Raw genomic sequence first — 21,666 nt, 5'->3', positions numbered from 1 at the left:
CCCCCCCCCCCACGCACGGCCGCCAGTTCGCCCACGGCAGACGCCGCTTCCCGGGAACGGACTACGTACTTCGGGACACCGCATGTCAACGTACGGGTGTTGGGAAAAACCGCAGGTCAACGAAGGGATCGCCCGACCATGAACACCTCCCCCACCCTCCTGCCCGCCGTAGTCCGCCCGGCCGTCGAAGACCGTCGCTGGCTCTCCTCCGACCACTGCGCAGGCCCGGTGCTCGACCTCCTCGACGCCCTCGGCTGGGCGATCGTGGACACCCCGGAGGCCAACGTCCACGCGACGAGCCCGGACGGCCACGTCTACGTCGGCTGGCTCCCCGAGGACACCACCGCGTGGCAGCGCGGCATCGTCTGGCAGGTCCGAGTGCAGCCCGCCGAAGGCGACCCGTGGGTCCAGGAGTTCGGCCTCTGCACCCCCTCCGAGGCCGTTGCCGGATTCCTCGCCGCGCTCATAGCCACCCCCGCCCGCTGATCGCGCTTTCGACCCGACTCGGAGGAGCCCCGTGGCCCACCGCGCCCCGCTCACCAACCACCACGTCGACGGCACTCTCTGCCCGGCGGACCACAAGCACACCAGCTCCGGCAAGCCGCTCCACCCCGACTGCTCCGGCCGCGCGTACACGCAAGCCATCTGCTCCTGCGGCGGCTGGGACATGAAGCAGTTTGGCAAGGGCTACGTCAACGAGAGCCGGAAGCGGCACCTCGCCAGCCACGCCCAGGGGCCGAAGGTCCCCCGCAACCGGGCGCGTCTCGACGTGTCCTGACGCTCACACATCAACCTCGCACCGTCATTTCCACACCGCTCCCGGAGGCCCCCGTGCCCCACTATCTGACCGTCGGCCACCTGCTCCGCCAGCTCCAGGACCTTGACCCCAGCCTGCCGATCCGCCTTGCCATCAACCCGGACTTCCCCTTCACCCACTACCTCGGGGCGGAGGTCGTCGTCCGGGACGGCAAGGCGTTCATCGCCGACGACGGCCAGGAGGACTACCTCCCGACGGCGGTCAGCGACGCCCTCGCCTGGTCCTGACCCGCTCCACCGAGAAGACCCAGAGGCTCTCATCTCGTCGCGACCCCGCCCTTCGCACGTCCTTCCCCTGTACGGCCTGGCCGCACGTCCCATGCCGACCGCCATGCGCGGCGCGCTGGTCCAGAGCGTCTCCGCACAGCCCGACGGGCCGCTCGACGTCACCTGGCTCACCCTCGAAACCCCAAAGCTCCCCCTCGGCCGCATCAGCCTTCACTGGGAGCCCGCGCCCCTCGCAGGCTGGGACGTCACCGCCCACCTGGGCCTGGCCACCACCGAGGTGCATCTCGCCTCGTGGCCCGCTGCCCCGGACGACTGGCCGAGCTTGGTCCGCCCGACCCTTCACGAGGTGCTTGGCCTCTGCGCCGCCCTCGCGGTCGCGACCGCCGCCCTCGACCTCTCGAACCGCCTCGCCCAGGTCTGACCTGAACCGCAGAAGGCCGCCCCCGCCGATCAGGCAGGGGCGGCCTTGCCGTACGCCCAGCCCATGGTTGCGTCGTACGCTCATCACCGACGAACGAGGAGGACACGATGGCCGACGACCAGCAACTCTGGGGGTATCCCGAGGTCGCCGCTCACCTGGGCATCAGCGTCGGAGCTGCCCGTAATCGCAAGAGCCGGGGAAGCCTGCCCGCTCCTGACGACACCACCGTGCCGGACCGGCCCCGCTGGCGGCCCGCTACGTTGCAAAGCTGGACGCCGGTCGGCCGGGGGTTTCGAAGTGACCTCCATGGCGAGTCTGTTTCTGCTGCCGCTCCGGCCTCCTCCGGATGAGGAGCATCATGAACGGCCTCGTCGTCGGGTCCTGCCTGATCGGCGCCGCTGGAGAGGTCACCGCCATCGCCGCCGCTGTGCAGCACAACTACGGCGTCAGCAGCATCGCCTTGTTCGCCGTGGCGGCCGGTGCCTGCGGCGCTCACCTGCTCCGCCGATCTCAGGACGCCGCGAACGACCGCGCGGTCCTCCACGGCTACGAGAACGGCCCCGGCATCCCGTCGACGCCTTGGCGAACGAACTTGGGCTTCGCCGCGCCACAGTCCAGCTCAGCATCCACCGTCTGGCTCGTTCCGGCGAGCTCCCTCCGACCGCCGATTCCGCTCAATGACCGCCGGGTTCGCCCCTAGGCTCAAGGCATGACCGACTCACCTATGCCCTCCCCACCGTTCCCTTCGCCTGACAATGCTGCGCTCCGGGTGGTCGTCGGCAATGCCCTCGCATCAGTCCGCAACGGCGAAGCATCCGTGGAGGACGCGATCCTCCACGCCGCCGTCCACGGCTGGTACGAGGGCCATATCCAGGGCGAGGATGAGTGCCCCGGCTGCGACTTCCGAGGCGGACTACCGAAGAACGCGAACCGCGGCTGACCATCGCGCGACGCGGAAGAGCGCCACCGACGTATCGGTGGCGCTCCTCGGCGTTCGGCACGCCCTCGCTCTACTAGTCCAGGTACGTGCCGGCGAAGGCCCCGTCGAAGCCGAGCGCGGCCAGGCCCTGGGCCACGCTGGGGTAAGTGGTTCCGTCCGGGATGGCGATCAGGGCGTCGAAGTCGGCTCGGCTGATCTCCGGTTCGAGCCACTGGTTACTGCAGCGGCAACAGACCCAGACGTTTCGGCCGTGGTTGATGAGCAGCCAGTCGCGCCGGGCACGGCAGGCCGTGCACATCACCGGGATACCCCGGAGCGCCAGTTCGCGCGGGTGGCTGAGGCAGCGCGTCGCGCCGGGGCCGCTGGGCGACTGTGTCTCGTACTCGAGTTGCAGCAGGGGATCGGTGCCGGCGGGGAGGACGGGAAGCACGGGTGTCGGCTCTGCGGGGCGTTCTGTGGTTCTGAGCACGAGCGTCATCTCCCGGTCGAGGTGCTTCTGTTTCCATCCGTAACAGCCGATGGAGTTGGTTGTCCAGAGGTTTCTCGACGGCCAGCGGGCCGGTCGCCCGGCCCGCCGGAACGTCGTCAGCGGCGCGGTGGGCGGTTGCGCGGGTCGGAGACGGTGGGGCGAGCTGCTGCCGTGGGCGCCGTCCGGTTGTTGGTGCGACTGGTCGGGGCCTTCGTCTGGCTGGTGTCGGCCGGCCGACGGCGCGTTGCTTCACCCGGGTGAGCGGGAAGCTGGGCGAGGCGGCGCAGTCGCCAGACGAGGACGTCGTTCACGTCGTCGGCCGTGTCGAGTTCGCGCATGTCGATGGCCTGCTGGAGAAGGGCCTTGGGGTCGTGGCCTGCGTGCTCGGCCTGGGCAAGTGTGGCGGTCAGGGCATCGGTCTTCGTGGACGAGTTGTCTGCTCGCATCACCCCGTTGGGTAGTGCTGCGTGGATGGTGGCCTGGTGGGCGCGGCGTTCGGCTTCCGGTAGAGCGCGGCCTTGGTCGTGCAGCGCCTGCATGGGCATGGCAGCGGCCTGTCGGTAGGCGGCTCGCAGATGCTCGGCGGTCCGTCGGGAGGCATGGGCCTGCTGGGCATGTCCGCGGGCGGAGTGCCAGCGGGCGGCGGCGAGCGTGACCAGGACCAGGGTGGAGAGGAGCATGGCGGTGGTGCCTCCGTCCTCGCCACGGCCGAGGGCGCTGCCGGCCTGGATGATGCCCCGGGCCGCCGAACGGATCGCCCGGGTGTCGGCACGCTCCGCTCGGACGTGGCTGCGGGTGGCGCGTTCGAAGGCTCGGGCGGCGGCACCCAGCTCGGCGCGGGTGGCGGCCGGGGAGGTCTGTGTCACGGCGTCCAGGAGTTCGCCGATCCCTACCAGTTGAGCTGCGGCTTCGTCGTCGCTGTCGAGCAGGAGGGCGGCGCGCTCGGCGATGCCGGTGGCGTTGCGCCGTTCCCGGGCGGGCGGGGACCAGTCCGGTCGGCCGCTGGTCGCCGCCGGGTGCGTCGTCTGGTCAGCGGTGCCGTCGACGAGGCGGCGGCGGATTTTGGGGAGTGAGAGGTCGGGGGCCAGCTTGGATCCGGGGTACCAGATCGGTGTGCCCTCGCGGTTGCGGTCGCCGGGGAGTGCGACGTTGTAGCCGATGGCGTCGCCGGACGGGGCGTTTCGGATCTTCACACGGAGGCCCGCCTCGTGGAGCCTGGTGAAGAACTCCTCTTCGGTGGCCGCCCCGGCGAGGGCTTGGCGGACGGCTTCGCGGAGTGTCTCGCGTGGAGCCTCGGGCCGACCGGTGCGCTCGGCTTTGAAACGCTCTGCGCTGGTGGGGGACTTGGCTCCGGTGCCGTCACCCGGCTTGAGACGGCGAAGGCCCCACTCCTTCTCTATGCGTCGGCATTCGGCCTGGGCCTTCTTGAAGTCGTAGTTCATCCTGGGGCGGCGCAGGTCGCCTCGGACCATGGTGGCCACGATGTGGATGTGGTCGTCGGCGTGCCGTACGGCGACCCAGCGGCAGCCGTCCGGGTCGCCTTCGGGGGCGAGGTTGACGGCGTGGACCAGGCGGCGGGCGACGGTGTTCCATTCGACGTCGGTCAGGGTCCGGTCGCTGGGGTCGGTGCGGACCGAGCAGTGCCAGACGTGCTGGGCCGGCGCCTTGTCGCCGGCCTGCTTGACCCGCAGGTCTAGGGCGGCGGCGAGGCGGGCGAGGGTGACCTTGGGGTCGGGGTCGGGGCTGTTGTCTCGTCCGGGGTCGGGGGCGAAGCCGTCCCAGCTTCCGACGAGGTGGGCGTCGGTGTGTTCGTCGCGTTTACCGGGGCCGTACAGGTAGACGAGCAAGCCGTGGGTTCGTGAGCCGCGTCGGATCTTGGGGACCATCAGAGCCGCTTCTTCACCAGGGTGTCGGCCGCGTCGTCGATGCGGGCCAGGAGTCGGGTCAGGGTCGTGAGGGCGTGTTCCAGTTCGCCGGGCCGGGGCTGCCCCCCGGCGTTATAGACGTAGGCGATCTGGTTGATGTTGTTGCCGATCCGGGAGAGGGCGGTGCGCAGGGCGGCCAGCTCGTCGATGGCGGCGTCGAGTTGTTCGTTGGTGTGCAGGGTGGTGGAACCGCGGGCGGCGGCGAGGCCGACGGCGGCGAGGAAACGAGCGACGGTGACGCTGCGCTGCGCTGCGGCGACGGCGATCTCGGCGTGCTCGGTCTCGGAGAGGCGGGTGGTCGTCTTGCGGGTGCGCTCGGTCGGGTTGCGGCTGCGGCGGCGCGGCTTGCGCTCGGGGAATGGGGACGTGCTCGGGCTCGGCTGCTCGCGGTCGCTGCGGCGGTCTGCTTCTCCCCCCGCGATCGGCACCCCCTGGTGCCGAGAGTCCGGCTGGTCTCCGTGCGCCCTCGCTCGGGGACCAGCCGGGCTTCCCCCGCCCTCCTGGGCGGGGGCAAGTGCGTACGACGGGCCGTAGGACCGTCGTACGCGACAACTTGCTCCGCCAGGAGCCGTCGTGGGGTCACGCTGCTGACCGGCGGTGGTCACCACCGGATCGTTGGCCGTCACCGGCGCGTCTCCGGATTCTCCTGCCGGATTTCGCGGACGAGTTCCTCGATCCAGTCCATGGCCAGGACCGGGTGGTGCAGGGTCCAGGGGCGACTTTGCCGGGTTCGTTGCACGGTCCAGGTGGTGTCGGGGCCGGATTGCGCGCTGTGGAGGTGGCCTCGCTGGTGCAGGACGGTCAGCCAGGAATCGACCTCGGCAGGTGTGGCCGGGTGGGTGCGCATGAGGTGCTCTCCGCTTCGCTTCGGAAGGATGTGGGCGCGTGTCCGGGAGCGGGTGACCGGCCGGGGTGTTCGGCTCGGTCACCCGCCTTGTGCTGTCCTGTCAGTTCCGGGCGGAGGTGACCGGCTGTCCTTGCTGCTTGCGGAGTTGGGCCATCAGGGCGGTCAGGGTGTCGCTGGACAGCGGGATCTGCTGACCTCGGATCGCCTGGGCGACCACCTTGCGGGTCAGCTTGTCCTCGGCCCTGACCGCTGACCGGGCGATCTTCAGCAGTTCCTCGGTGTCCGGGTCAGACCGCCGGTCACTGGCTGTCCGGGTGTCCCGGTCAGTGACCGACGGCGGAGTGACCGGCCGGTCGGTGACCGGCGGGAGGCTGTCCTGGTCGCCGGTGACCGGCTGTGTGCTGGCCGGTCGGTCAGTGACCGGCGGGGCCGTGTCTGACTGTCCGGGCAGGTCAGCGGCCTCGTGCGGCTGCTCGCGGTCACCGGTGACCGGGCTGCTGCTGTCCGTCGGTGCGCTTTCCCCGGTCAGTGCCCGAGGACGCGGAGTCTGCTTGTCCAGAGACAGTCGCGGCCGGTCGGTCAGGGCAGTGACCGGCTGCCCTGCGCTGACCTGACCGGCCTGCGGCTGCTGCTGACCGACCCGGTCAGTCCGGGTGACCGCGATGGCCTCCGATCGGTCAGCCTCCTGACCGTCGTGACCGGCCTGACCGAGGTCCTCTCGGCCACTGCCCTTGACCGGGCCCCGGGCGATGAGGATGTAGAGGTGTACGGCTCCGGCGAGTGCAAGCGGGGCGATGGTGGACAGCGCTGCGACCACCGTGTCCCCGAGGCGGAGGCCGGTGTCGGCGACCGCTTCCTCGTTGAGTCGCACCGCGTGGAGGGCGTTGGCCCAGATGCTGGCGGCGGTGGCAGTGCCGAAGAGCGTCCAGACGTAGAGCCGGGCGCGCAGGGGCGCATCGCGGAGGACCAGGAGTGCCCGTATGCCATAGGCGATGAACCCGTCGATCACCAGGGGGAAGAGGTAGGTCAGGAAACCGCGGATGTGGATGGCGACGGCCATCTGCTGGAGGGCGTCGTACGACAGGGCGCACCCCGCGCCGCCCAGGGCGATGACGACCGCGCGGTCCCAGCCGGTGATGTGCGCCGTCTTCGGCGTGCTCGCGGTACTCACGCTGCCGTCCCAAAGTCGTCGCGGCCCAGGCGCTCGCCGTCGGTCTCGGGGGGCGAGGTGGTCTTCGTGGTCTGCTCCAGGTCTCGGTTGCGCAGGGCGCGGCGGGTCTCGCGGTACAGCTTCTGGGCATGCTCCTCGGTGACCTTCAGCAGCCAGGCAAGGCGCTGTTCGGTGAGGCCGTGGCGGTAGGCAGCGTGGACGACCGCGCGGCGCTCGGCCTTGGTGAGGTGGACGTCGCGTCCGGCAATGGTGGCGTTGACGCGGCTGTAGTCGAGGCGGTTGGCGAGCTTCTCGTGCAGCGGTCCACGCTCCTCCTCGGTCATCCCGCCCCGGATACCGTCGGTGTCACCGCTCTCCAGGGCGGCGTCCAGGCAGGTGCGGCGAACAGGGCACTGGCCGCACAGCGACTTCGCGGCGGTGATCTTGGCGGTCTCGTCGGGTTCCGGGAAGAAGATGTCGGGGTCCACCGGGTTGTACTCGGTGCTCTGGCAAACGGCCTGGTCCTGCCAGGTCTGGTCGCCGAGCGACCGGTGGCGGCCAGGGCTGGTCGTCGTACGGGTCATGCGGGTTGCTCCGATCGCTCTCCGCGCGCAGGGGGCGTCGGCGGAGGGGGGCGCTGGGTCGGGAGTACGTAGGGCGGCGCGCTGAGGGCGCGGCCCGGCGTGGCGGCCTGCGGTGGGTCAGGCTGCGGTGCGCTGGCGTCTGCGATCGACCGGCTCGAACTCGACCCGGGTGGTCATCTGCGCGAGCCGGGAGGTGACACGGTCGCCGAGGTAGGCCCGGAGGTCCTTGATCGCCAAGTTGGTGGTGATCAGCGTCGGGAGCATGTGGTTGTACCGGCGGTTGATCAGCCGGTAGGTCACTTCCTCGACCCACTCCGATGCCTTGGCCGCGCCGAGGTCGTCGATGATCAGCAGCGGGCACCGGCTGACGGCCGCCAGCTCCCGCTCGCTGTCGCCCCCGGGCCGGGGACGCAGGTCGGCGTACAGGTCGGCGGCGGTGGTCGCGCGCCAGCGCACGCCGACCCCGCCCTGCACCAGCCGCCGGACCGCGCCGTACGCCTGGTGAGTCTTGCCCGCGCCGACGACTCCGGCCATCAGCAGGCTCGGGCCGGTGGTGACCTGCCGCCGGGCTCCCCGACTGGGTGCGACGGCCGCTTCGGCGACTTCTCGGGCCCAGGCCAGGACCTGGGGGTGGTCGGCGACCGCGCCCTGGTAGCGCGGGGGCATCCCGGCGGACAAGGCGTCCAGCGGGGAGAAGGGCTCGGGCTCGTCGACCAGCGCGGCGACGGCGGCCGGGTCGACGTTGCGGGCGGCCAGGATCCGGGTCATCCGGTCCAGGGTGCCCTCGCCGAGGGTCTGCGGTTCGCGGGTACGGGTGCGCATCACAGCTCCTCGGCGTAGGCGGCGGCAGCGTTGGCCGGGTTGGTCCACGCCTGGTGAGCGGGCACGTTAGGCCGGATTCCCGGCCGCGCCAAACCGCCGGAGCGCGCGTTCATGGCTTCGTTGACCATGCTGGTCAGCACGCTCGGATGCTTTGGGTTGGCCGCGAAGTTCTGCAGCCCTGCCCGGATGTGTTCCGGGGCGATGCCCTCGCCCAGGAGTTTCTTGGTGATCCGCCCGAGGTGGCCGATCAAGTCGCTGGGTGGGCGCTTGTCGCAGGCAGCGATGTACTCGCCGACGAGTTGGTTGACCGAGACGGTGGCTGCGGGCGCTGTGCGCCCCGTAGGGAAGGAAGATCCAGGATCCAAGATCCTAGATCCAGGCGCCGAGCCCTCTCCGAGGCTTCGGGGACGACTCGGGGAGTCCTCGGCGAATGCGTTCTGACCTCCGCTTTTCGTGCCCGTTCGGCTAGGGGTGCCGATCATGCCGTCGAAGGCGTCCTGCTGGACGGCGGGAGCCTGGTCTGCGTGACCGCAGGGCGTCGCCGCGGGCTGCGCAGGCAGATCGAGGGCTCGGGGAGCGTTCGGCGAAGCCTCGGCGAGCCCTCGGGGAGGGGTGGGTGACTCCTCGCTCCGTTTGGTGCAGATGCCCTTGCAGGGGGCGCATCGGTCGGCCCCCTGGTGCTGCGGGCAGGAAGGCAGGCGGGACTGGCTGGGTTTGTCGATCTTCTGATGGTCGAACCAGGTCACGATGTGCAGGTAACGGCGGCCGTCGCAGCCGGTGTACCGGCAGATCAAGCCGGCGTTCGCGAGCTGATGGAGATCGTCCTCGACGTGGACCGAGGTGTGCTCGGCGCGCAGGGGCCAGAGCAGCCCGGCGATGATCGCGGCGTTGTCGCGGTGGCGGCCGTGGTCGTCGGCCTGGGTGAGTAGCCCGAAGAAGGTCCGTTCGGCCTCGACGCTCACTTCGGCGAGCGACTCGGAGACGAACGCCTCCGGCTTGATGGTTCGTATCCGCGCCATGTCAGCGGCCCCGACCGGCGGCGATCAGGTCGCTTCGGGTGAGAGTCGCGTCGGCGAGGTCGAGGGTGTGCGGACGGGACCAGTCCACGTCGGGCCAGACCCGCAGAATCCAGCGGGCTGCGACCCTGGCGGTCGTCCGGCCCAGCTCCATCGTCGCCCCGGCCTGGTCCTTCACGATGGCGTGCGGGTGGGGCCACACCTCCTTGGGGCCGGTGAGGCTGACGCGGATGGTGGCCGCCCCGGGAATCATGTCGGCGAGCTGGGCGACAAGACGGTGCTGGCGGCCGGTGTTCGGGCAGGCCGGGATTCCGCTCGGCATGGCGAGCATGCGATACTCCGTTGTTTGCAGGAGCGCGGTGCGGCGGTTCTCGTGCAAAAGCCCTGCCGCCCGCGAGATGTGAATCGGCGCCCCTTGGAGTGCCGGCCCGGCGCTTGGGAGTTGGTAGCTCCCGGGCGCCGGTTTCGTTGTCCGGGCGCGTCATGGACCGTTCGCATGCATTGCCCCGTCTCCTCCCTGGCCTGTCGAGAGGGATGCGAATCCCCCCGTTTTTCGGTAGCCTGAAGCTATCGTGATTCACGCGAAAGGTCAACGATCCAAAGTTTCTTCGCTTCACGGAAAAAGAGGTCTCATGCCAGCTCGACGCTTCGACAGAACTCGTGTGCGCTCGGTACGTCGAGTCGCCGAGATCTCGCAGGCCGACGTGGCATCTGCCCTCGGAGTTGCGGATTCGACGGTGGCGGGGTGGGAGCTGGGCTCATCCGTGCCGGATCAGGAGAAGTTGCCCGCCCTCGCCGAGGTGCTCAACCAGCCACTGGACGTCCTGTTCCCTCGTGACGGCTTGTCCGACCTCACGGATCTACGGTGCGACGCCGGCCTCTACCGGTACGAATTGGCAGCGGTCATCGGCACCAAGAGCGATGGTCCAGTGGCCGGCGCGGAGAACGGGATCCGGCGCCTCAAGGACAGGTACCTCCCTGACCTGGCGGAGGCTTATCGCGTCACCGTAGACGAGGTGAAGCGAGCGCAGGAGCGGTCCATGGCGAAGGCCCGGGGCGAAGAGGTGGAGGTCGAGGCCGCCGCCGTCGCGGAGGGCGAGGAGCCGCCCCGAACGCTCGCCGAGAAGATCACCCTCCTCCTGGGGCGCTCGTACCCGCCGGGGGCGGCGCCGGGGGACGAGGAGATCGCCCAGGCCGTGAATGCTTACGCAGGATCGCAGGTCACCACGGCCGCGAAGGTGGAGGCCCTTCGAACGGGCGCCGACGAAGCCGAAGCACCCACCCCGGTCGTTTTGGAAGGTTTCGCCCACTTTTTCGGCGTTACACGCCTGTACTTCGAGCCGGACGACGCTGTCGCCCGGCAGGTCTACGAAGGACTTCGCCTGATGTCGGCCGCCCGGAGCGGGAAGGTGGGCCGGGTCCGGGCCCGCGGTCTCGGCACGGAGGGTCTACCGCCCGACGTTCTCTCGATCCTGAATGATCTCGCGACCGAGTTCGAGAAGAAGGCCGCCCCCGACGTCAACGAGTAGTGCCCTGTCCCCAGGACTCAGGAAGTCGCGGGAACAGGGCACTGAACAGCAACTTCTACTCGGCCGCCGCGTTGGGCTCGTGGCGCAGGCCGGAGGCGAACACAGCCCGGACGTTCTTCAGCGCGCCGAGGTCCGATAGCGGATCTCCATCAACCAGGAGGAGGTCGGCGCGGTAGCCGGGAGCAATCCGCCCCGTTGTCGAGCCCAGCCCCAGGGCAGTGGCCGCTTCGGAGGTCGCCATGTCGATGATCGACGCGTTCGCCAGGCCCAGGTGGGAGTAGAACGACAAGGCCGGGACCAAGCCGTCGAAGCCCGCACGCTGAACCCCCGCGTCCGTTCCGGCCACCAGGCGTACGCCCGCGTCAGCCATCCGCCGCACCAGGTCGAACATCGCGGCGGCGCGTTCCTCGCCGAAGAAGCGGGGAAGCATCTGCCAGTGGGGGCTGACCGCCGGGCAGACGGCAATTCCCCGGTCGATGATCTGCCGCACCACGTCAGGCCGGAAGTCGAGGCCACCGCTCGTCATCCAAGTGCAGTGCTCGATCGTGTCCACACCGGCCTCTACAGCCGCGGAGATGCCGTCGGCACCGTGCGCGTGGGCAGCGACGGGTACACCCGCCTTGTGGGCTTCGTCGACCAGGGCAGTCAGTTCCTCGGCGGTGAACTGGGACTGATGGCTCTTGGGGCCGTCCTTCGTCAGGCCGCCCCCGGTGACCATGGCCTTGATGACACCGGCTCCGGCCGCGAGGTTGCGGCGTACGAGGTTGCGGATCTCGGCTTCACCGGTGACCTCGCCGCCGAGGAAGTGGCAGTGCCCGCCCACGGTGGTCGCGGGTGTGCCCGCAGACACGATCTTCGGCCCCGGCGTACGACGATCGCCGATCTCCGCAGCCAGACGAAGCGCCAGCCCACCGCGGTCACCGAGGTCGCGGGCGGTGGTGACACCACTGAGCAGGAGCTGTTCGGCACGATGTCGCATGCCCTCGAACAGGACCTCATCCGTCGAGTCCTGGAGAGTGGACACCGGGTCTGGGCCGCCGTCGAAGGCGAGGTGGACGTGCGCGTCGATCAGCCCCGGCAGAATGGTTCCGTCGAATGCGAAGCGCGGAACGTCGGAGCCGGCCTGCGGCTCGATCTGTTCGCGCGGCCCGACAGCTGTGATCGAGTCACCCTCAATGAGAACGGCACCGTCCTCCAGGTAGGTCCCCGAGTCGACAAGCACTCGTCCACCGGTGATCAGCATCTTGTCTCCTTGATCATTACGGGTCATGCGGCATCACGCAGCGCGTCGGACACCGCAATCAGTTGTGTCACATCCGACTGCCGGTCGCTTCCCATAGCCATGGCGAGGGGAACGGCTCGTCGAGGTGCGGGCAGGCCCTCCCCGATCCGGGCCGAGGCTCGGCGGAGCCTGGCTGCCAGCTCCGCCGAGTCGATACCGAGGACCGCACTGTCGTCCTCGTCGAGAAGGTAGGGGCTGATGTCCACCAGGCCATCGCGGCACTCCACGATGCGGCGGTGGTAACGCCGGTGCACGCCACGGGCCCGCCACCGGTCCAGCGCAGCCGAGGATGCCGGCCGCAATACGTTCTGGGGGTACGCCTCCGCCAACAGCTCCCACAGCGGGGCAAGCCGACGGTGGTCGCGCCGGTGTCGGAGCCAGAGCCGCAGGGAGGAGATCCGGGCTCGCGCACCGGAGTACGTGATGCCCACTGCGAACAGCAGAATGGACGCCACCAGCAGGAAGGCCACGGCCGCCATAAGCGGCTCGGGAACGTCCACGTCGGCCCAGCGAACGGCGACGATGACGGCACGGATCGCGCAGGCCGCGGCCATCGCTCCCAGGCCGACTGCTGCCATCCAGAGTCCCGTGGAATGCGGGCGCCGGGACATGCGCGCGTAGCGGCGAGTCCACCGGCACGCCATGCCGAGGGCGTACGTGAGGTAGAGACCGGCCCCGCCGTAGAAGAAGGCGATCTGCGGAATCGTCATGTCGGCCGTGCTGAAGCTACCGGCGAAGACTTCACGCGGCACCGACTCCGCAGCCACGGTGATCGCGACCGCGACGACCGCGACGACCCCGGCTTCCTTGCGCGCCCGGCGACGGCCCGCCCCCTCGTCGGCGGAGGAGTAGAGGTAGAAGCACATCAAGAAGTAGACCGCCAACAGCAGCAGCACGTTCTGGATCAGCTTCGCCGTCCCGTGGCCGGCGACGGTGTCGACGCCGGACGCTCCGCCCGGCATGGCCACGGGGTACGACAGCGCAGCACAGACCAAGCAGAGGGTGACAGAACGCAGGGGAGCGTCATGAGGGGATCGCTTCAGCTGGTAGAGCTTCCAGACGAGAGCGGCGACAAGCCCCAGGAGCAGCAGTTCCACGGGTTACAGCCATCCTCGCCGGTCACCGAGGGCCGACTCCACCCGCCGAAGCGACGGGTCGTCCGACAGCGGAGTAGAGCCGTCCAACAGGGACGACCACTCCAGGATGATGGTGGCGACCAGTTCGACGGAGCACTCCTCGCCGTCGTCGTACGAGCACCGGCGCGCAACGCGCTTGATCGTCTCGGGGTCGAAGACCGGCAGCATGGCGGCCCAGCCCTCGACGAAAACAGCCGTCTCCTCCTCGGATTCGACCGCGGAGACCCCTGCCGCCTCCTCGCCTTCGGTCTTCTCGGCGACCTCTTCGTTCTCCGCGACAAAGATGTGACCCACCTCGTGGAGAATGATGTGATCTTGATGCAGACGGGTCGTCTCCTGCTGGTACAGGATCACGTCGCACTCCTCGTACTCGACCCACACCCCCGAGGGCCCCGGCTTCGGCAGCGGAGCCTCCCGCAGGTACAGGGTGCGCCCACGCCGTCGACTGAGCGCCTGACAGAGTTCTTCGACGTCGAGCGGGGGAGTAATCCCGAGGTCCTGCAGCTCACGCCGAATCAGACGGTGCAGATCCCTCTCCACGGTCCGGTTCGGAGCTGTACGCCAGCGCCCGAGGCGCCCACGACTGGTTCCACCCTGTGCAGGAACCGTCGGCTTCGCCGCGTCTCGACCGCTCTTCTCTGACCACACTGAGTAATCTCTCCAACCGGCAGGTGATGGCTCCCCCGAGCCGGGCGACACCGCGCCCGTGCCGATGACGTCTGGTTCCCGGCGCTGGAAACGACCGCAGTCGGACATGTCCGCGCGGTCCACCAAACCCCTCAAGGGCCCGGATGCCTGGCCTCCAGATCGCCTCGCGCAACACGGATGTCACATACGCGAACACGCGATGCGACACCTGACGAGCTGCCTCGATGGAGCTTCCGGGAACTCTTCGGACAGTACGTGACTACACAGCCAAGAAATGGCCTGAAAACCATGATCAATACGCGTGACCCGTAAGTGATTCCCACCCGTCAAAGCGATCCAAATCGACCATTGACACACCGACCCACGCCCCTGAACTGCCCATTTACGCTCCGGCATGGACGCTTCAAGTTCTCGACTCCAACATCGAGTCTGTTACGAATCCGAGATGTTCACGCTTGAACGACGCGTGGCATATAGGCGTCAATCGGGCCAACTGCCCATCCGAGCCCGAGTGTGGCCATGGTCACTTCAGGACAGTCCGGGCAACTAGCGCCATTACGATTCCAGCCATGCCGACAGCGATATCAGGCCAAGCCGATAACTACTATGAGTTCTGGAACGAGTATCATCTGTGCACATTGACCACGTTGCAGCCTGATGGCCGCCCTCACGTTGTGCCCGTGGGCGTGACGGTCGACGCCGCTACTGGAGTGGCCCGAATTATCACCCGCAAATCCAGTCGGAAGGTCGCCAACATCCTTGCGGGCGGCAATACAGCCCGAGTCGCGGTGTGCCAGGTCGACGGTGGCCGGTGGGCCACACTCGAAGGTGTGGCGGAGGTCTGCACGGACGCTGCAGCGGTCGAGGACGCCGTTGCGCGCTACGGAGAGCGATACGGGCGCACGCCGACCCCAGATCCTGAGCGGGTAGTCATCCGGATCTCGATAGAGAAGGCGATGGGGCAAATCCCCGCCCAGCGGCCCCAGGCAGCCACAAGTGCTGCGGCGTAGAAACGGAAACGAAGCCGCTGATAAGCAAGACGCGCCGCTGGTGCTGCCTCGCCACTCAAATGACAGGCGGGCGCCCCGCCCGTGTCAGCCTGGCGACCGTACGCAAGCTCAGGGGAGTCCGTGGCCCCCATCCGCCGGCGAAGCCTTCCCGGAAGCCTTTGAACCAGGCGCGCAACGCGCTCGGGGAGTGAATACGGGCGAGGGTCAGGAGCACCCAAGTGGCCAGGTAGGGCGGGATCAGGGGCCACGGCAGGAGGCGCATGGCTAGCCAGACGCGGTTGCGAGCGACGAGCCGGTAGTAGCGGTCGTGGCGGGCCGGGTCCGACGCGGGGTGGTGGATGATCAGGTGAGGGGCGTAGTAGCCGGTGTGGCCGTGATCCCACAGGCGCCAGCTGAGGTCGATCCCTTCGTGGTAGAGGAAGAAGTGGCCTGGCCAGCCGCCGACTTGTTCGAAGGCGTCACGCCGGATGACGACGACGCCTTCAGCCATGACGGTGACGATTCCGGGACGGGTGGGGTCGGAGGCGCGAAGCCGGGGTACCCAACGGCGGACTGTGACACCGGTGTGGGGGTCAGCGATGCGGGGTTGAATGTAGGCGCGGCAAGGGTCGTGGGCGAGTTCGTCGGCGAGGCGGGCAAGGGTGTCCCGCTCGGGCAGGACCGCGTCGTTGTCGAGGAAGAACAACAGGTCCGGCGCACTTTCCAGAGCCCGTGCGCCGACATTGCGGCCTTCGGGGATGCCGACGTTCTCAGGCAGGGTCACGGTCTTGATGCCGTCAGGAACCTGCTCCGGTGTGACGCCGTTGCCGACGACGACCACTTCCAGGTCGATTCCGGTCTGCGTGAGAAGGGACTTGAGCGCGAGGGGGAAGTCCTCGGGCCGGTCGTTCATGGTCAGAAGGACGGCGCCGTAGCGGGGCGTGGTCATGGGAACTCCGTGAGACGGGCATCGTGGCGGCGCGCTGCGTGCGCCTGTGGCGCGGTACGTGTACGAGCGACGTGCGCGTCAACGAGGACGGCCAGGTCGCCTGACACCTCGGGGACGGTGCGATGCCGGTTGTTGGCCACGACGGGCCAGTCGCGTTCGCATGCGACGAGGGCGAGTTGGTCGGCGATGCGGGAGGTGAAGGCTCCGTAATCGGCAGGGTCGTGGCTGACCGCTCCGTGGGTGTCGTAGACGGGTTCGTGGCGTCCGCCGGCTCCGTACCAGTGCACCCGGTCCGCTTCCGGGGTGTCGATCAGCACGGTCACGTACTGATGCGGGGGCAGGGTGGGAGGGGGCATGAGGCTCTGCTGCCAGGACCAGAAACCGTCCAGCCAGGGCTGGTCGTGGCTGTGGCACAGCTGCGCCTCGATCCCCAGGCGGATCCAGGTCTTGTCCCACCAACTCTCGGCGATGACGACGGTGCCTTGGGCGACCTGGGGTTCGACCTGTCCGTGGAGGATCGCCGTGTACTGCGTCGCGGCGGCCAGCGACAGAAGATCGAAGCTGGTAGCGAGAGTGTGACCGGAGTGGAAGAGTCCGCCGACGGCGCGGACGAGATCGGCGTACTCCCGTCGGCCGTACGGATGTGCGCGGTCGGTGGTGGCGACGGTGTGGCCCTGCTCGGCGAGAACGCGGGCGAGATGGCGGACGGCCGCGCTCTTTCCGCTGCCGTCCGCGCCCTCGATGACGAGGAAGAGTCCCGTCGTGGCAGTAGCGCCGCTCATGTCCTTTGTTCCTTGCAAGGTCGCCGAAGCTTCATGCGGAAGATGGCCCATCGTAGTGTCCCCGTGAGCCCGCTCCGTTCCGTGTAAGGGCGAGCAGGGCGGCGGCGAGCAGGTGGTCGAGTCCGGAATTGATCATGTGGTCGCCCGTACGTGGACGACGGTCGGCTAGGGAGTCGGCGACGGCGAAGCCGGCCGTGGCGGGGACGGCTCGATGGCATGCCACAGCGAAGACCGCGGCGGCTTCCATATCGGCGGTGAGCAGGCCGCAGGCCGCGTAGTGGGCGACTTCGGCCTCGGTCTCGCGGTAGAGAGCGTCGGTGGTCCAGGTGCCGCCCGTGACCGTCCGGCGGTCCGTTCCGACGGTGAGGGCCTCGGTGAGATGGGCGGTGAGGGTTGCGTCGGCGTGGGTGTAGCGGCCGAGCGGAAGGTAGTGGTGCGAGGTGCCTTCGTCGCGCAGTGCGCGGTCGGCGATCACAAGGTCGCCGGGGCTGAGGGTGGTCCGCAGGGTCGCGGCCGTGCCGACGGTGGCGATGGCGCGGGCGCCGAGTGCGATCAGCTGTTCCACGACGAGTGCGGTGCCGGGGGCGCCGCCGGGTCCCAGTCCCCCGCACACCGCGACCCGCGCCTCGGAGCGGCGCGGTTCGAAGAGGTCAGCGCTGCACCAGCGGGGCAGCGGCTGGAGCTGGTAGGTGGCCTGGGCCCGGCGCAGGAGGCTGTTCTGGTAGACGAGGACGACCCCGTCGAGATGGTCGAGGCGGGCGTCGGGATGACCGGAGCGGATGTAGGCCGCGTGCTCGGACGGCTCGGCCACGGCGGTCCCCCGGTATTTGCCGGGGAAGTGGGGATAGCGGCATGGGGCGCCGGGGTGTCGGCCAGTCATGAGTCGGCCTGGATGACCGGGAGGCTTTGCCGGGCGGCCTGTGGCGCGGCGATGGCGGTGCGGTGGGCGAGGGCGTCTCGCAGGCGTTGTTCGGCTTCGGGCTGGACGGTGTTGACGATTTCCCAGGGCAGTACGTCGTCGTCCATCGCGCGCAGATACGCGTCGTGTCGCAGTCCGTGGCGGGCGAGTGCGGCATGCAGTTGGTCGGCGGTGAGGGAGGTGAGGTCGAGGTGGGAGTCGTGGAGGTCTTCCAGGACATGTCCGATGCGGCGGTCACCGCGCAGACAGATACTTTCGAGGTGCAGGCGGGCTGATTCGCCCCACAGCACACGAAAGTGGCGTGCGAACGCTTCGGCGCCGACGAGGCCCTTGAGGCGGGCGCGGATGGCATCGACGTGCTGGTCGGTGAGGTCCGGATCGGCCATGGGCAGGCGCTGGGAGGTGGTGCCGGGTTTGGGCATGAACTGCTGGATCTTGATGATCACGGCGCCGTCGTCGCGTCCGAGCCGGGCGTGGAGGTCGGCCGCGTAGTCGGCGATGGCCAGGCGGTCCGCTTCCGTCTCGCCGGGGGCGCCTAGGATGAAGTAGGCCATGATCACGCCGAAGTCGGTGTGTGTACGGCACAGCTCGACGGCCTTGTGGACCCGCTCGGGGGTGAGGGTCTTGTTGAAGATCCGTACGAGGTCGGGGGCGGCCCACTCGGGAGCGATGGTGATGATTCCCCGGGCCGGGGCGGTCAGGTTCTGCTCGGTGAACAAGTGCCTCACGTCGCCGAGTCCGGCGACCGCGTCGAGGTAGCCGGGGGTGAGTTCGTCGGCCCTCACAGACCCGATGATGACGCTGACGCCGTTGGCGGAGCGACGCGACCAGCCCCGCAGGTGCTCCAGCAGGGCAGCACCATCACGGTACTGGGTGAAGGTCGGGGAGCTGATGACGACGCGGCTGACGCCTGCGGCCTCGCACCGCTCCAGGTAGTCGATCAGCATCCGGTAGGGCGCCTGGCGGAACGGCGGTACGCCCAGGGTGCAGAAGTCGCAGGAGTGGCGGCAGCCGAGGGTCGGCACGATCATCGCTGTCTCGCCGTCGATGGTCAGGGCGGTGAAGTGCGCGGCGGGTAAGCCTGCGGTGTCGAGATACTGCGGACGGACCCGGGCGGGGGTCGTCCCGCCGCGGGGCGTGATGGCGAGGACGCCCCCACCGGGGCGGAGTGTGGCCTCGTAAAGCGCGGGAATGTAGAGGCCGGGAATGTGCGCGAGGTTCTGCAGGAGGGCCGGTCTGTCGGCGTTCAGGTGGCGGCTGGTGTGGATGGTTCGGATCACCGCGGTCATGGTCTGTTCGCCCTCGCCGAGGACGACGGCGTCGAGGTGGTCGGCGAGGACCTCCGGGTTGGCGAAGCCCCCGGATCCACCGATGACCAGCGGGTGCAGGCCGGGGACGCGGTCGGCGGTGCGGCGGGGGATGCCGGCGAGGTCGAGGAGCTTGAACACGGAGGCGAGGTCACCGGCGTTGGTGATGGAGACCCCCAGGATGTCCGCCTCGGCCACCGGCGCGGGGTTCTCGATCGACCGGTACGTACCGGGCCCGTCCGGCAGGCTCAGCCGGTTCCCATCGTCCGGCAGGAGGCTCTCGTACAGCAGGGCGCGTTCGGCGACGGCGGGCAGATCGGGGTCGGTGTTGATCAGGTGATAGAGGGCCAGGGGGCCGAGGCACATCAGTGAGTACGGATGGCCGTAAGGCAGCAGGAACACCACACGGAGCCGGTCGGTGGGCTTGGCCGCGTGCTGGTGCGGCGGGCCGAGGTGCACTTCGGTGGCGGTGATCCGGGCGATCTCATCATCGAGTGGGGACACGGGGGCCTTCCGGTTCAGGAGAGGGGCCGGGAGAGCAGGACGTCGCGCAGGGCGTGCGTGAGAGATACGGGCGCCTCCCGGTGGCCGGGCGGCAGAAAGGTGTCGGCGAGGTAATCGCTGGTCAGCAAGGTTGGGGGCGCATGGTTCAGGGCGGGTGCGGTGACCAGAGGGCCTGCGAGATCGGGGTGGGCATGCCGGGTGAGCCACGTCTGCCAGGCGCGTGGGTCGTCCAGGCCGGTGGTCGGCGCGATGACGAGGCGGTTGGCGAAGGGTTCCAGCGCCAGCAGGTCCCCGGCCCGCAGTTGCTCACCGAGCGGGTGAGGACGGAGGAGGGTGTCGTTGAGCAGGACCGGCATCCCGGTGAGCCGGTGGAGCCTCTCCGCCAGGGCCTTGACCAGGGTGTGCCGGTCGGGGCAGATACCGCGCCATGGTGCGGCGACGGGCCCCAGGGGCTGGTCGAGGCGTGCGGCGGTTGCCGCCAGATCGCGGGTGAAGGGGAGCCACGGTGCGGGTACGGGCTGGTCGGTGGGGAACAGGGCGGTGGTGGCGGTCCAGCCGGAGGGTGTGGGGTGGGCCAGGGCGTAGCCGACGGCGTGTTCGGGGCCTTTGACCACCAGCGTGCGGCCGACGGTGATAGGGCCTGGGCGAGGGCTGTGGCAGTGTCCGGAGAAGATCACGCTGATGTCGGGGACCGTGGTGGCGAGCGCGAGGTCGGTGTCGAACCCGGAGTGGCTGAGGACTACCCAATCGTCGATGTCATGGTGGCTGGAGACCAGTTGGGCAAGTACGGTCGCGGGGTCCTTCCATCGGTGTCCGGCGCGGTGGTGAACCCGGATGGCGTCGAAGGCTTCCTCGCCGATGACTCCGGTGACGGCGACACGGCGCCCGTGCAGACGGACCGTACGGAAGGGTCTGAACAACGGCTCGTCGGTGTCCAGGGTGGTGGTGTTCGCGTTGACGGTGATGGCGTGCAGGTCTGGTTGGAGGTAGTGCTGCCAGCCGTGGTTGCCGGGCGCGATGATGTCGTACAGGCCGGTGAGCAGACGGCGTTCGAGGGCTCCCGCTCCTTCCTGGTAGTAGCCGGTGCCTTCGAAGAAGTCCCCCGCGTCGACACGTAGGCCGTGGCCGGCCCGTGACTGCAACTCGGCGATCAGGCCGTCAGCCCGGTCGAGTCGGGAGTGGATGTCGGTGGTGGCGATGATGGTGTGGAGGCGTGACGGCATCAACCCTCCGGCGGTCATAGCGAGAGATGGGGCGCGGTCAGCGGGCGCGGACAGTGGTGGCGACGTACTGGACGCTCTCTCGGATCGCTCGGGCGACCCGCCGGTTGTCGTCGTCACTCATCAGCGGGTGCAGGGCCGGACAGAACATGCGGCGGGCGGTCAGCTCCGCGACCGGGAAGGACGGCCGGCCTCCCAGGTGTTCGCGGATACCTGGATGTGTCCAGTACGTCGGCGGGTCGGCGATGACACTGCCTATGCCGTGCTCGTCTGCCAGGCGCCGCATCACGGCGTCGCGCCGTGCGCCGGCCCAGTCGGCCGGAACGAGCAGCACGTACCGGTAGTACAGGTGACCGCGGCCGGGGCGCTCCGGGGGAAGGGTCAGTTCGGGTACACCGACGAGGAGTTGGTTGCGCCGGCGGGCGAGTGCGATCCGGCGGTCGTTCATCGCGTCGAGGCGACGGAGCTGGACGAGACCGGCGGCGGCTTGGAGCTTGGTCATCTTGTAGTTGGAGCCCCACCCGGTGTTCTTGCCGAATGACCGCAGCCGCCTCAACCGTTCTGTCAGGTCAGCGTCGTTGGTGGTGACCATGCCGCCTTCGCCGAGCGTGGTCATCAGCTTCTTGGACTGGAAGCTGAACACCGTGGCCCAGGCAGACGCGCCGGCCGGCCCTGTGCTGTCGGTCGCCCCGCAGGCGCGAGCGGCATCCACGATGAGCACCGGTGGCCCTTCGAAGCGGTCAACGGGGGCGGACACCGCTCGGGTCAACGCGTCCAGATCAACGGGCAGCCCGTTCATATGCGTCACGAGGACCGCACGGGTCCGCGTGGTCCTGCGCCGCGCGACGTCGGCCGCGTCCAGGTTGAGGGTGCCCGGCTCGACCTCCGCGAGAACGAGCCGGCCTCCCTGCCCCAGGACGCTGACGTGCGTACCGACGAAATTCAGTGCCCCGGAGATCACTTCGTCGCCTTCGTCCAGGTCAAGGCAGCGGAGCACCATGTCCAGCGCTGTTCCAGCGCCGTTGTACGCCACCGCGAACCGGGCCCCGGTGTACGCGGCGAAGGCGTCCTCGAAGGCCACTTCCCGTTCTTTCGCCCGGAAACCGACCCTCGGGTCCATCGACTCCCGCAACGCCTCCATGACCGCGTCCACTTCGGCCTCGGTGTAGCTGCCGCCCAACGC

General features: G+C 69.1%; 27 protein-coding genes. 9 read left to right on the top strand and 18 right to left on the bottom strand.

Annotated elements, in window-relative coordinates; genetic code table 11:
* The first annotated feature begins 138 nt into the window (after positions 1-138).
* The 7 genes from ACFXKG_RS37675 to ACFXKG_RS37645 all read left to right on the top strand — a co-directional run bounded on the left by ACFXKG_RS37675 (position 139) and on the right by ACFXKG_RS37645 (position 2,405).
* Positions 139-486: a DUF317 domain-containing protein gene (locus tag ACFXKG_RS37675; protein ID WP_384849006.1), complete on the top strand. Its 348-nt coding sequence runs from the start codon at positions 139-141 to the stop codon at positions 484-486.
* 31 nt (positions 487-517) lie between these two features.
* Positions 518-778 carry a hypothetical protein gene (locus tag ACFXKG_RS37670; RefSeq protein ID WP_384849004.1) on the top strand — a complete coding sequence of 87 codons (261 nt, stop codon included), beginning with the start codon at positions 518-520 and terminating at the stop codon, positions 776-778.
* Between the two features lie 53 nt (positions 779-831).
* Positions 832-1,044, top strand: a complete 213-nt coding sequence (locus ACFXKG_RS37665) for a hypothetical protein (protein ID WP_384849001.1) — start codon at positions 832-834, stop codon at positions 1,042-1,044.
* 91 nt (positions 1,045-1,135) lie between these two features.
* The gene (locus tag ACFXKG_RS37660; RefSeq protein ID WP_384848998.1) at positions 1,136-1,465 is read left to right on the top strand and encodes an esterase; all 330 of its coding nucleotides are present in this window, start codon (positions 1,136-1,138) and stop codon (positions 1,463-1,465) included.
* A gap of 107 nt (positions 1,466-1,572) precedes the next feature.
* Positions 1,573-1,815: a MarR family transcriptional regulator gene (locus ACFXKG_RS37655; RefSeq protein ID WP_384848995.1), complete on the top strand. Its 243-nt coding sequence runs from the start codon at positions 1,573-1,575 to the stop codon at positions 1,813-1,815.
* An 8-nt stretch (positions 1,816-1,823) separates the two neighbouring features.
* The gene (locus tag ACFXKG_RS37650) at positions 1,824-2,165 is read left to right on the top strand and encodes a hypothetical protein (protein ID WP_384848992.1); all 342 of its coding nucleotides are present in this window, start codon (positions 1,824-1,826) and stop codon (positions 2,163-2,165) included.
* 9 nt (positions 2,166-2,174) lie between these two features.
* A complete protein-coding gene (locus ACFXKG_RS37645) occupies positions 2,175-2,405 on the top strand; it encodes a hypothetical protein (RefSeq protein ID WP_384848990.1) in 231 nt (76 codons plus the stop codon).
* Positions 2,406-2,478: 73 nt separating this feature from the next.
* On the opposite strand, the gene ACFXKG_RS37640 is transcribed toward ACFXKG_RS37645, so the two are convergent.
* The 9 genes from ACFXKG_RS37640 to ACFXKG_RS37600 form a co-directional block, all read right to left on the bottom strand.
* Positions 2,479-2,883 carry a hypothetical protein gene (locus tag ACFXKG_RS37640; RefSeq protein ID WP_384848987.1) on the bottom strand — a complete coding sequence of 135 codons (405 nt, stop codon included), beginning with the start codon at positions 2,881-2,883 and terminating at the stop codon, positions 2,479-2,481.
* Between the two features lie 107 nt (positions 2,884-2,990).
* The gene (locus tag ACFXKG_RS37635; RefSeq protein WP_384848984.1) at positions 2,991-4,760 is read right to left on the bottom strand and encodes a relaxase/mobilization nuclease domain-containing protein; all 1,770 of its coding nucleotides are present in this window, start codon (positions 4,758-4,760) and stop codon (positions 2,991-2,993) included.
* Positions 4,760-5,227, bottom strand: coding sequence for a plasmid mobilization protein (locus ACFXKG_RS37630; protein ID WP_384848981.1), 468 nt, complete (start codon positions 5,225-5,227; stop codon positions 4,760-4,762). Before ACFXKG_RS37630 ends, ACFXKG_RS37635 begins: the two co-directional genes overlap by 1 nt.
* Before the next feature lie 194 nt (positions 5,228-5,421).
* The gene (locus ACFXKG_RS37625) at positions 5,422-5,646 is read right to left on the bottom strand and encodes a hypothetical protein (RefSeq protein ID WP_384848978.1); all 225 of its coding nucleotides are present in this window, start codon (positions 5,644-5,646) and stop codon (positions 5,422-5,424) included.
* A gap of 100 nt (positions 5,647-5,746) precedes the next feature.
* On the bottom strand, positions 5,747-6,817 hold the full coding sequence (locus ACFXKG_RS37620; protein ID WP_384848975.1) for a DUF2637 domain-containing protein: 1,071 nt from the start codon (positions 6,815-6,817) through the stop codon (positions 5,747-5,749).
* On the bottom strand, positions 6,814-7,380 hold the full coding sequence (locus ACFXKG_RS37615; protein ID WP_384848972.1) for a WhiB family transcriptional regulator: 567 nt from the start codon (positions 7,378-7,380) through the stop codon (positions 6,814-6,816). The genes ACFXKG_RS37620 and ACFXKG_RS37615 overlap by 4 nt, the downstream gene beginning before the upstream one ends.
* Positions 7,381-7,497: 117 nt before the next feature.
* Positions 7,498-8,202, bottom strand: a complete 705-nt coding sequence (locus tag ACFXKG_RS37610) for an ATP-binding protein (protein WP_384848969.1) — start codon at positions 8,200-8,202, stop codon at positions 7,498-7,500.
* The gene (locus ACFXKG_RS37605; protein WP_384848966.1) at positions 8,202-9,221 is read right to left on the bottom strand and encodes a hypothetical protein; all 1,020 of its coding nucleotides are present in this window, start codon (positions 9,219-9,221) and stop codon (positions 8,202-8,204) included. The genes ACFXKG_RS37610 and ACFXKG_RS37605 overlap by 1 nt, the downstream gene beginning before the upstream one ends.
* A gap of 1 nt (position 9,222) precedes the next feature.
* Positions 9,223-9,549 (bottom strand): transcriptional regulator, encoded by a 327-nt coding sequence (locus tag ACFXKG_RS37600; RefSeq protein ID WP_384848964.1) that lies wholly within the window; start codon positions 9,547-9,549, stop codon positions 9,223-9,225.
* A gap of 301 nt (positions 9,550-9,850) precedes the next feature.
* Between ACFXKG_RS37600 and ACFXKG_RS37595 the strand changes: the two genes are divergently transcribed.
* A complete protein-coding gene (locus ACFXKG_RS37595) occupies positions 9,851-10,747 on the top strand; it encodes a helix-turn-helix transcriptional regulator (RefSeq protein WP_384848961.1) in 897 nt (298 codons plus the stop codon).
* Between the two features lie 55 nt (positions 10,748-10,802).
* On the opposite strand, the gene ACFXKG_RS37590 is transcribed toward ACFXKG_RS37595, so the two are convergent.
* Genes ACFXKG_RS37590 through ACFXKG_RS37580 form a run of 3 tightly spaced genes read right to left on the bottom strand, consistent with a single transcriptional unit; the run spans position 10,803 to position 13,519 of the window.
* Complete coding sequence (locus tag ACFXKG_RS37590) at positions 10,803-11,990, bottom strand: amidohydrolase family protein (protein WP_384848958.1); 1,188 nt, start codon at positions 11,988-11,990, stop codon at positions 10,803-10,805.
* 23 nt (positions 11,991-12,013) lie between these two features.
* Positions 12,014-13,126 carry an MAB_1171c family putative transporter gene (locus ACFXKG_RS37585; RefSeq protein WP_384848956.1) on the bottom strand — a complete coding sequence of 371 codons (1,113 nt, stop codon included), beginning with the start codon at positions 13,124-13,126 and terminating at the stop codon, positions 12,014-12,016.
* 3 nt (positions 13,127-13,129) lie between these two features.
* Positions 13,130-13,519: a hypothetical protein gene (locus ACFXKG_RS37580; protein ID WP_384848954.1), complete on the bottom strand. Its 390-nt coding sequence runs from the start codon at positions 13,517-13,519 to the stop codon at positions 13,130-13,132.
* An 863-nt stretch (positions 13,520-14,382) separates the two neighbouring features.
* On the opposite strand from ACFXKG_RS37580, the gene ACFXKG_RS37575 reads away from it, so the two are divergent.
* On the top strand, positions 14,383-14,823 hold the full coding sequence (locus ACFXKG_RS37575) for a pyridoxamine 5'-phosphate oxidase family protein (protein WP_384848951.1): 441 nt from the start codon (positions 14,383-14,385) through the stop codon (positions 14,821-14,823).
* A 55-nt stretch (positions 14,824-14,878) separates the two neighbouring features.
* Here the strand turns inward: ACFXKG_RS37575 and ACFXKG_RS37570 are convergent, their stop codons facing one another.
* The 6 genes from ACFXKG_RS37570 to ACFXKG_RS37545 form a co-directional block, all read right to left on the bottom strand.
* The gene (locus ACFXKG_RS37570; protein ID WP_384848948.1) at positions 14,879-15,751 is read right to left on the bottom strand and encodes a glycosyltransferase family 2 protein; all 873 of its coding nucleotides are present in this window, start codon (positions 15,749-15,751) and stop codon (positions 14,879-14,881) included.
* Positions 15,748-16,533 carry a hypothetical protein gene (locus ACFXKG_RS37565; protein WP_384848946.1) on the bottom strand — a complete coding sequence of 262 codons (786 nt, stop codon included), beginning with the start codon at positions 16,531-16,533 and terminating at the stop codon, positions 15,748-15,750. Before ACFXKG_RS37565 ends, ACFXKG_RS37570 begins: the two co-directional genes overlap by 4 nt.
* Positions 16,534-16,564: 31 nt before the next feature.
* Positions 16,565-17,344: a nucleoside phosphorylase gene (locus ACFXKG_RS37560; protein ID WP_384848943.1), complete on the bottom strand. Its 780-nt coding sequence runs from the start codon at positions 17,342-17,344 to the stop codon at positions 16,565-16,567.
* A 65-nt stretch (positions 17,345-17,409) separates the two neighbouring features.
* Positions 17,410-19,263, bottom strand: coding sequence for a B12-binding domain-containing radical SAM protein (locus tag ACFXKG_RS37555; protein ID WP_384848940.1), 1,854 nt, complete (start codon positions 19,261-19,263; stop codon positions 17,410-17,412).
* Between the two features lie 14 nt (positions 19,264-19,277).
* The gene (locus ACFXKG_RS37550) at positions 19,278-20,486 is read right to left on the bottom strand and encodes a metallophosphoesterase (protein WP_384848937.1); all 1,209 of its coding nucleotides are present in this window, start codon (positions 20,484-20,486) and stop codon (positions 19,278-19,280) included.
* Positions 20,487-20,523: 37 nt separating this feature from the next.
* Positions 20,524-21,663: a DegT/DnrJ/EryC1/StrS family aminotransferase gene (locus tag ACFXKG_RS37545; RefSeq protein WP_384848934.1), complete on the bottom strand. Its 1,140-nt coding sequence runs from the start codon at positions 21,661-21,663 to the stop codon at positions 20,524-20,526.
* Between the last annotated feature and the right edge of the window lie 3 nt (positions 21,664-21,666).

The organism is Streptomyces sp. NPDC059255, assembly GCF_042752355.1.
Taxonomy (GTDB): Bacteria; Actinomycetota; Actinomycetes; order Streptomycetales; family Streptomycetaceae; genus Streptomyces.
The sequence above is the reverse complement of the archived record's forward strand: the minus strand, read 5'-3'. Positions and strand labels throughout refer to the sequence as shown.

Bases quoted from the DNA above. Each gene is read 5' to 3' on its own strand.
- ACFXKG_RS37660 (WP_384848998.1), top strand. From the start codon at position 1,136: ATGCCGACCGCCATGCGCGGCGCGCTGGTCCAGAGCGTCTCCGCACAG.
- ACFXKG_RS37655 (WP_384848995.1), top strand. From the start codon at position 1,573: ATGGCCGACGACCAGCAACTCTGGGGGTATCCCGAGGTCGCCGCTCAC.
- ACFXKG_RS37595 (WP_384848961.1), top strand. From the start codon at position 9,851: ATGCCAGCTCGACGCTTCGACAGAACTCGTGTGCGCTCGGTACGTCGA.
- ACFXKG_RS37575 (WP_384848951.1), top strand. From the start codon at position 14,383: ATGCCGACAGCGATATCAGGCCAAGCCGATAACTACTATGAGTTCTGG.
- ACFXKG_RS37605 (WP_384848966.1), bottom strand. From the start codon at position 9,221: ATGGCGCGGATACGAACCATCAAGCCGGAGGCGTTCGTCTCCGAGTCG.
- ACFXKG_RS37645 (WP_384848990.1), top strand. From the start codon at position 2,175: ATGACCGACTCACCTATGCCCTCCCCACCGTTCCCTTCGCCTGACAAT.
- ACFXKG_RS37610 (WP_384848969.1), bottom strand. From the start codon at position 8,202: ATGCGCACCCGTACCCGCGAACCGCAGACCCTCGGCGAGGGCACCCTG.
- ACFXKG_RS37640 (WP_384848987.1), bottom strand. From the start codon at position 2,883: ATGACGCTCGTGCTCAGAACCACAGAACGCCCCGCAGAGCCGACACCC.
- ACFXKG_RS37635 (WP_384848984.1), bottom strand. From the start codon at position 4,760: ATGGTCCCCAAGATCCGACGCGGCTCACGAACCCACGGCTTGCTCGTC.
- ACFXKG_RS37650 (WP_384848992.1), top strand. From the start codon at position 1,824: ATGAACGGCCTCGTCGTCGGGTCCTGCCTGATCGGCGCCGCTGGAGAG.
- ACFXKG_RS37675 (WP_384849006.1), top strand. From the start codon at position 139: ATGAACACCTCCCCCACCCTCCTGCCCGCCGTAGTCCGCCCGGCCGTC.
- ACFXKG_RS37600 (WP_384848964.1), bottom strand. From the start codon at position 9,549: ATGCTCGCCATGCCGAGCGGAATCCCGGCCTGCCCGAACACCGGCCGC.
- ACFXKG_RS37570 (WP_384848948.1), bottom strand. From the start codon at position 15,751: ATGACCACGCCCCGCTACGGCGCCGTCCTTCTGACCATGAACGACCGG.
- ACFXKG_RS37550 (WP_384848937.1), bottom strand. From the start codon at position 20,486: ATGCCGTCACGCCTCCACACCATCATCGCCACCACCGACATCCACTCC.
- ACFXKG_RS37615 (WP_384848972.1), bottom strand. From the start codon at position 7,380: ATGACCCGTACGACGACCAGCCCTGGCCGCCACCGGTCGCTCGGCGAC.
- ACFXKG_RS37590 (WP_384848958.1), bottom strand. From the start codon at position 11,990: ATGCTGATCACCGGTGGACGAGTGCTTGTCGACTCGGGGACCTACCTG.
- ACFXKG_RS37565 (WP_384848946.1), bottom strand. From the start codon at position 16,533: ATGAGCGGCGCTACTGCCACGACGGGACTCTTCCTCGTCATCGAGGGC.
- ACFXKG_RS37625 (WP_384848978.1), bottom strand. From the start codon at position 5,646: ATGCGCACCCACCCGGCCACACCTGCCGAGGTCGATTCCTGGCTGACC.